This is a genomic window from Bacteroides sp. (assembly GCF_019417265.1).
Lineage (GTDB): Bacteria > Bacteroidota > Bacteroidia > Bacteroidales > Bacteroidaceae > Phocaeicola.
Genome location: NZ_DXVR01000118.1, coordinates 1 through 2,733, shown reverse-complemented (window position 1 = coordinate 2,733; position 2,733 = coordinate 1). Strand labels below are relative to the sequence as shown.

The following is a 2,733-nucleotide window of genomic DNA, read 5'->3' as shown; positions in this document are numbered from 1 at the left end:
GTTCTGCCACCATTCCCGGGGTCTCGTTTATGGTAGCCGAAACCTTGACCCACACAATGCTTTTGTTGTCTGTCATCTGTGCATGCAGAGCCGGCAGGGCAAGCGATGAATGTGCATACGAACTGTTTAAATCCAACCAGAGTAATTTCATATATCAAAAAATGAGAGTAAGAATATATTACAAAAGAAAGCGAAGAACCACAATGTTTATGATTCTTCGCTTTATATTTTTTATCGTGCGATGAATATTATGGAATCAGGTACTGTGAGCTGATTGATTCGTTAGTCATCACGCGGCGGATAGTTTCAGCGAACATATCTGCTATTGAAAGCTGTTTAACCTTAGCACAACGGTTTGCATAAGGAATACTGTCTGTGAATACGATTTCTTCCAACTGAGAGTTCTGTACACGTTCAGAAGCAGGACCTGACATAACGCAGTGTGAAGCGATAGCTCTTACTGAGTTTGCTCCGGCTTCTTTCATAATGTCGGCAGCCTTAGTGATAGTACCGGCTGTATCAACCATGTCGTCAACCAAAACCACGTCTTTACCTTTCACGTCACCGATGATTTGCATAGAAGCAACTACGTTTGCTTTTTCACGTGTCTTGTGGCAAAGAACCAATGGAACATCGAGAAACTTAGCATATGTGCTTGCACGCTTAGAACCACCAACGTCCGGAGTAGCAATTACAAGATTCTCCAGATTCAATGACTGAATGTATGGAGCGAAGATTGTAGATGCATACAGGTGGTCAACAGGAATATCGAAGAATCCCTGAATCTGGTCTGCATGAAGATCCATTGTGATAAGACGGTCGATACCTGCTACACTAAGAAGGTTTGCTACAAGCTTAGCACCGATAGAAACACGTGGTTTGTCCTTGCGGTCCTGGCGAGCCCATCCGAAATAAGGAATTACAGCGATAATGCTCTTTGCAGAAGCACGCTTTGCAGCATCAATCATAAGGAGCAATTCCATAAGGTTGTCTGAGTTTGGGAATGTAGACTGAACGAGGAACACGTGCTGACCACGTATTGACTCTTCATAAGAAACTGCAAATTCTCCATCTGCGAAATGTGTAATGTTCATGTTACCAAGTTCGCATCCTAAACTGTTGCAGATTTTTTCTGCCAAGTATCTCGAGTTTGTACCGGAGAATACTTTAAAAGGTGATTGTACGTTCATTGTAAATAGATATATTGCCTTGATTTGTTTGCAAAGTTATACCATTTATACAAGTATGTCAAACGTTTTGCAGGAAAAATACAATAAGTATTTAGTCAGCAAGACGTTTTAACTTTCTGAAATGGTCTATAAGTTCTTGATAATTGTTGTCTGAACTATGGTTGAATTTAGACCACAGCCCTCCCAAAACGGCTGCTCCACCAAATCCGAAATCCTTGACTCTGAGGATATTTTCTTCGTCTATACCCCCTAAGGCGATGACTTTCTTGTCTATTATGTCAGCTTTTACGGCCTCACGTATTGCTTCGGGTGTGAAATTTGATGAATATCCTTCTTTGGAAATACTGTCGAATATAGGGCTAAGGAACACGTAGTCGCAAATCTTTTTGTCCTCCTGTACTTCTTCAAGAGTATGACAAGAAGCACTTATATGTCCGGAATAATTGTCCGGGGCAATAGGATTGCGGCTGCTCAGGTGGATACCTTTTAACTTATACTCATTGCATAAGTAGAAATGGTCGTGTATGACGATTTTCTTATGATATTTTTCCGGTATGAGCGTAAGCAGTCTTTCTGCGTAAACCGCTTCTGTCCCCGGCTTGCGAAGATGTAATGTGTCTAACCCTTCTTCGAAGAGTGCATTTAATATTTGGTCCTCCTCTACAAAATATTCTGGAGTTGTTATCAGTATCAGTTTCATGTGTGTACCACTAAATCTGTCTGCAAAGTTAGTAACCAAATTGTAATATTCCTAATCTTTACAGTAAAATCGTATTAGTTTGCAGTGTTTTCAGGTCGATATACCATAGTTTGCCTGCAAGAATTTCTCCAAAACCGCAAATTATCTTGATAACTTCGTTTGCCTGCACGCAGCCTACCAGGCCGGGGGTGACTCCAATTACTCCTTTCGGAGGGGCCGGCATTGACAGCATCTCTTCTTCGTCCGGAAACAGGTCACGATAGTTCTTTCCGCCCTGATAGTTGAACACAGACACTTGTCCGTCGAAGGCTCTTATCGCACCGTAAACATACGTTTTCCCCAACTTGACGCAAGTGTCATTTATGATGTAGCGCGTCTTGAAATTATCACAGCCATCGACAACTATATCATATTTGCTGATTATCTCTTCGGCATTCTCTTTTGTCAGACGTGTGGCGTATGCATCTATTTTAATCTGACTGTTCAGTGCATTGAGTCTTTTCTGTGCCTGTACAGCTTTAGGCAGACCGACTTCTGTTTCTGAATACAGGACTTGTCTTTGCAGATTGCTTTCGCTTACCACGTCATCGTCTATCAAGCCTATATTCCCAACTCCGGCACCCGTCAGATACAGCGCTATGGGCGAACCAAGACCGCCAACGCCAACGATAAGCACCTTTGCGTTCTTTAGTTTCTCCTGTCCGCTCTCTCCTAATTCGGGTAGAATGATTTGTCTGTTGTATCTTTCCATTATTATATTTAAAAGTATTTTATAATGTATGTGACTTATTAATTTAAGTTTCGCAAGTTCAGCTTGCTAGTTTTAATTTGTAAATATTGCAT

The 2,733-nt window shown here is 41.5% G+C and carries 3 protein-coding genes; all 3 read right to left on the bottom strand.

Features of this window, described 5'->3' with window-relative positions; translation table 11 throughout:
- Positions 1–248 precede the first annotated feature (248 nt).
- Positions 249–1,190 (bottom strand): ribose-phosphate pyrophosphokinase, encoded by a 942-nt coding sequence (locus tag QZ379_RS11425; protein ID WP_204390865.1) that lies wholly within the window; start codon positions 1,188–1,190, stop codon positions 249–251.
- A gap of 91 nt (positions 1,191–1,281) precedes the next feature.
- The gene (locus tag QZ379_RS11420; protein WP_291564730.1) at positions 1,282–1,890 is read right to left on the bottom strand and encodes a thiamine phosphate synthase; all 609 of its coding nucleotides are present in this window, start codon (positions 1,888–1,890) and stop codon (positions 1,282–1,284) included.
- Positions 1,891–1,948: 58 nt separating this feature from the next.
- Positions 1,949–2,641 carry a HesA/MoeB/ThiF family protein gene (locus QZ379_RS11415; protein WP_291564727.1) on the bottom strand — a complete coding sequence of 231 codons (693 nt, stop codon included), beginning with the start codon at positions 2,639–2,641 and terminating at the stop codon, positions 1,949–1,951.
- Between the last annotated feature and the right edge of the window lie 92 nt (positions 2,642–2,733).